The sequence below is a fragment of the Gilliamella sp. Choc4-2 genome, assembly GCF_001690355.1.
Lineage (GTDB): Bacteria > Pseudomonadota > Gammaproteobacteria > Enterobacterales > Orbaceae > Gilliamella > Gilliamella apicola_A.
In genome coordinates, this window is the sequence record NZ_LZHG01000047.1 from 1 (window position 1) to 5721 (window position 5721).

Annotated in this window: 3 protein-coding genes and 2 pseudogenes; all 5 read right to left on the minus strand. The window is 32.7% G+C overall.

The window, feature by feature from the left end; genetic code table 11:
• A pseudogene (locus A9G34_RS06905) lies at window positions 1-1336 on the minus strand (hypothetical protein); the annotation flags it as partial.
• Window positions 1337-1348: 12 nt separating this feature from the next.
• Window positions 1349-2311, minus strand: coding sequence for a hypothetical protein (locus A9G34_RS06910; protein WP_065569285.1), 963 nt, complete (start codon window positions 2309-2311; stop codon window positions 1349-1351).
• Between the two features lie 3 nt (window positions 2312-2314).
• Window positions 2315-2920, minus strand: coding sequence for a hypothetical protein (locus A9G34_RS06915; protein ID WP_065569286.1), 606 nt, complete (start codon window positions 2918-2920; stop codon window positions 2315-2317).
• Window positions 2921-3035: 115 nt separating this feature from the next.
• Entirely contained in the window at window positions 3036-3632 is a 597-nt protein-coding gene (locus tag A9G34_RS06920; RefSeq protein ID WP_065569287.1) for a hypothetical protein, read from the minus strand.
• An 8-nt stretch (window positions 3633-3640) separates the two neighbouring features.
• A pseudogene (locus tag A9G34_RS10775) lies at window positions 3641-5721 on the minus strand (hypothetical protein); the annotation flags it as partial.

Here is a 5721-nt window from a genome sequence, read left to right on the forward strand (position 1 = left end):
CTTTAACGTAATAATCACTAGCATTGCCAATAAACTGTATCCCCAATCCTGCCGGTAACGTCCCTTCAGCTTTAGCGGCCTGAATTAATCTTGCCTCTCTTTCAACTAATAAAATGGTCTTTTCACTTTCCGGTAACTGCTCTGCTAAGGCTCGGGTTTTACTGATAAATGCCGGCAAATCATCACAGGTAAATAATTCAACATGTGCTAGCTGTGGTAAGTTAGTGTCTAATGCACGCTTCATGGTCGATAACGAAGCCTCTTTGGGCTCGTCAAAACGTTCCGATTGACTAACATTATGACCAATATATCCAATAAAATCGCCTTTCTTTATTGGTGCCGGCTTTTTTAATACCACAATTTTATCTAGCTTTCCTGGCTCGAAAGTCGATGACGTCACCGAGGTTAATTTGACATAGCCCTTATGCGGGGCATCATCATCGCCATTTTTATCCACCAAAACCGCTGGCACATCACAGTTGTTGATTTTCCGAATTTTGGCATACCCCTTATTTTCACCGTCAAATTCAAACGTCGCTGTCTTAGGTAAATAGGTTAATTTCTGTTTATTGTTTGCCGCACCATATACTGCAATGCCTTTTACGGCTACTTCGGGTTTGCCCAGCTTGTCATTATCTTCCAGACAAATAACATAATCCTTGTTGGCTTCTGCAATTGTTCCTGTCGGTCTATCTTTTGCTGTGGCTCCAATATCTTTATGCCAAACATAACCCGTTATATTGCCCAATTCCTGTTGAAATCCGTTTGGCGTAACTAAAGTACCTTCTGTTATCGACACTATTTTATACCAGCCCGCCATTTTTTGATGTCGTTCCCCTAAACGGACTTTACTGCCTTTGAGTAGTAATCCAACAACGGTTGTTTGGCTTCCATTTTCTCGTATTACACTACCCGTAATAACTTCCGATTTTACTTCATTGACCTTCCCTAATTGAGTTGATTGCCAATAACCAGGATAGTCAACCTTACCATTCCCTTCCTGTTTCTTTTGCTGATAACCATACCAATCTAACTGATGCATATATAAACTGTATAACGTTATTGATGGTGGTGTGTCGGTTGAATTAGCAATTTTGGGCATTTGTAACAGATGCCTGACTAAGGTAAACCCTGTTGAGAAATAAGCAACTTTTTGTTGTTCCTTATAAGGCAGTTTTAGTTCAACATTGTCCTGATACACAATTTTAGGATAAACATCATTCACTCGATAAGCGATAACTTCACCATCAGCCATACAACGCAGCTTCGCTTCCTCTTTGATTTCTTTCAATACCTTTTTGTCAATATGGATACCACCATGCCATATAAGTTCCAAATAAATATTATTTCACCCCAATAATATTTGGTCTATCGTTTTTATCTTTTTGTTTAGTTGCTCAACTAAACATTTTGTAATGTTATAAGTAAATTCCTCAGTTTCATAATAATTAGGAGCAGGTATCAATAAACATATTTCATTAATTTGTTTATCTATTTTTTCTATAGATTCATTAAAATTAGTTTTTTTGTTCTTAAGCGATATGATTTTTTGAGATAAAAGATTATGATAATACCTATAAGAGTCAATACTACAATTAGTCGAATATTTTTCTTGATAACATGTCTTTAATTTATCAATATTATACTTTGATTTTTCCAGCGTCCCTTCAAGAATTTCAAATTTATAAGGATAAATAATTTGATATTTATAACCTTCGTCAATTAATAGTCCTTTAAGTTGAAATCGTAAGTTTTCTTTATTTATTTGATAATGTTTCCAGAATATTGGTTTTACACTAGCATTAATATCTTTTACTAATAATAGATAAATATCCCCATTAGGGGCAATGTAGTAATATTGATTACTTAACCAATAATAACTTTCAACATCATAATAGCTATTTGCCAATATAATTTTATCTTTAAGGTTTCCCTTATGAAAAAAGGATAAGTGAAGCTCTTTAACTGGGTATTTCTTATTATTGATGACTTTATTATAGATTTTTTTATTAATAGTAAACTTTAAATCATTTACATCATATATAACAACATTGTTATTAATATTTTCATATAAATTATCAAAATATGGAGCAATTTGATTAACTGGGCAATGCTCTAGCATTTTTTCTCGTTCAGCATTTGTTAATTGCCAAAAATCATTTGGTTTTTGGCAATCTTTTTCCAATTCCCATATATCTATAGTTTCAAGAATAGAATTACCTTTATAGTTATCAATAACATCAAGTTGCTGGCCATAACAACAAAAACTGGATAAAAATAGTGCTATTTCAATGAACAATAAATTTTTCATTACTTAATCCTTGATTTGGTTAAAAATGCCAGAAGAACTCATTTTATATTTTATTTCTGTTGTATAAACTTTATTATCTTTTGGATCTTCATCTGGATCAAAGAGATTTTGTTTTTGATGTTGTTTAATTAATATTTTGCCATCAGGCTTTATTACAAAATCATTCCAATAAGATATTTCGCCATTTTTAATTTTGTACAAAAGTATTGTATCCAACAAATTTCCGTTATTATCATAACTATACATCTGAAAAGTAAAAACTTTTTCATCATTTTCACCTATAGCCATTTGGATAATGCCTTTATATAAAATGTCCTTATAATAAAAATAACAATGAGGAAAATAAAAAGTTGTTTTAGTAAGATATTCAAATAATTTTGGCTTAAATGAAAATTCTTTATTGGTAAATCTTAATGGAAATGGCATATTAGGGGAAAGATACAAGCCGTGTTCTCCCCAATAATAATATTTTTTTAATTCATTAGAGGAATAAGGTAATTTAATTTTATGATAGTAGCGTAAATCGCTATTTAAATTTTCTGAAAATGCCATATTTACACTAAATAATGATAATAGGCAGATAATGATAAACCGTTCAAAAAGTTTCATTGTTAACTATCCTTAATGCTATTTATGCCTAATTCAACATCTTAATAAATCGTGTTCTTTTTTATTAGGATATTATTTAATATAAGCTAATAAAAGTGATGAAGAAAGTACCTAATTATTCATAATTAATATTACCTTTATCATCAATAAAATAATAACTTACCTTATGTTGTTCAGTCATAAGCTTGTCTGTTTCTATATCAATGCAATACTCTGATTCTATTATTTCAAATTTCTTATTTTTATAAATACGTGTTCTTTTATTGATTGAGCACTCTGCTTGTGCACCATCCACAACAATCATTTTGCTAATCAGTTTATTACTCTTATCAAAAATCTGTAATTCAAGAGTTGGAAGGTTATAATATGAATCTTGATCATTATGATCCCAATAAGCAAAAAGGAACACATTTAGATTGTTATCAAGCGGAAGCTTTTTAAATAATATAGCTTTACCTGTGTAAGGTTTTCTATGCTCAACCATACTTAATAAAAGCGTGTTGGGATCAAAAAGCACATTTAATGGATTTTTTTCATCATATATTTGATTATTATCCGCAAAAAAGTCTTTTAAAGAATGATACGAAGATGTTTTTTTTGAATATCCTTTAAATTCATAAAGGATATTATTAAGATCTTTATTTTTATCTTCTGCAAAAGAAAAAAACGAGATTAATAAAATGCATATATAGAAAAATTGAAACCTGATCATTTTTAATCTTATACATTTATAATTAAGTTAAAATCAAAACCGCATATATGTAAATGATGATAATGATCATATCCATTAGGAGGAGCTTTCTTCATATGCTTAGTATATTTAAGTAAAGTATTTGGTTGCTTCTTATATGTAAAATATTCTGAATACATTAACGAAGTCCTTGCCCAGCCAAATTTATACAATGCTGTATTAAATTTTTCTTGCTCATCAAAATCAAAACTTGAATAAGATAACCATGTTAGCTCGCCGTTTCTTTTAGTTGATATATATCTTAAATCGCCTGCGATACCGTTTATATGAGATCTACTCTGAACAGATTTAGCATCGTGAGTACTAAATCCATTAAAGCCTAAATAATCAGCATTCAGTTCTAACATAGCACCAAGCAACCCAGCAAAACAATCAGGATTTATATACCACCTGTGACTATCACTATTAAATGTTGCAAATTTTGCTTTAACACTACCATCAGATGAAATGTAACCCTTTTCAAACTCCTTAACATTAATTAATTCCACATTATGTGCTTGTGGAATATTTCCTCTCGCCATAGCCTTAGTCACATGAATAGTAAAAATACCCAACTCATGTATCTTTTTATTCTTATCATGATAAACGTATTTATATTTTTGTTCATACCCTGTTAGTATTTTTTGTGGTATATGTTTTTCAATTTTTCCATCATGATAAATATGATAAGTAGCTATGCCTGCGCCAGAAAAATAATCCATCATTGCCACCGGATGAATAAACCACGCCTTGCCGTCTGCGGATAGATTGGATAGTTTAGGCGTATTGGCTTCTGTGTTTGCGGTTGAGTTTTGAGTTTGAGCTTGCGCCACTTTTTTCCACCACAGTGAGGGTTTGATGCACTCTTCTTTTTCTAGTTGCCAGTTGCTTTTGACATGTTCGTGCGCTTCATTCAATTTTCTTAAGGCAAAGTCACGTTGATAAGGTAAGATTAAGCCGAGTTTGTTTAATTCTTGTTCGATGATTTCTTTTTTTTGCTGTTTTTCTTGTTCATATAGGTTATCTATCTCATTCCATTTACTTAATTCTTCATCAGCATACCATTCACTTTCATATTTCACCAGTAAATGCCCTATCTGCTCCGCTGTCCAACTTCTGCGTAATCCTTCCTTTAAATCCCTATCCGTAAAAGTCGGTGGCGGTAGGTCTTTTTTTCGTTGGGTTGAATATATTAGTGTGCCAGTTAAGATTTGCTGTAATTCTCGCATCGCCGGCGTGTAATCGGCTAAATCTAAGGTGGCAACGTTATTTTTGCTGATTTTATCAGATAATTCGCCTACCGTTGCCTTCTCTTCTATCGTTTTAAAACCTGACCAGTGCCATGGGCTAACTCGTTTTATGTGTTGCTGTGCGCCACTTTTAGTGTTTACCCAACCTTGTATTGGCATCCCTTGTTTATTCCCCGCCTGTATATATCGCCACACTGAATCAGGAGCGGCATCATCAACTGCTGTAAAACTTGTATTACTCGATTGCTCATTTAGTGAAACAGTACGCGGGTAATACACCGTGTTGTGCTCTGTCGCTGCCGGTAAATTGGTTAATGATAGTGGAAAGTGATTCCAATAATTTATCGAGCTATTTAGTTGCCCATTTTTTCCTTGTAGGTGAAAAACCTCTTTCGTGGCTATCCAGTAATGTCTGTTTTCTACCACAAAACGGATGGTTAATTCCGTGCCATTATTCTCATTCGATGACGATATACCACTCACTAATTCAACTTCATCAGGAATATCAGCTAGGGTTAATTCCGGATAATTCACTTGATAACGGTTAATCAACTCCGTTTTATTTGCCTGCGTTAAACGGTGCTTGCTAACTTCACCCCCCTTATTTTCAACTACCCCATTTATCCCTTTAATCACCATATTACTTGCATTATCTGAAAGATTGGATGATAACTTTAATGTATATTCTGGCTTAACTTTAACGTAATAATCACTAGCATTGCCAATAAACTGTATCCCCAATCCTGCCGGTAACGTCCCTTCAGCTTTAGCGGCCTGAATTAATCTTGCCTCTCTTTCAACTAATAAAATGGTCTTTTCAC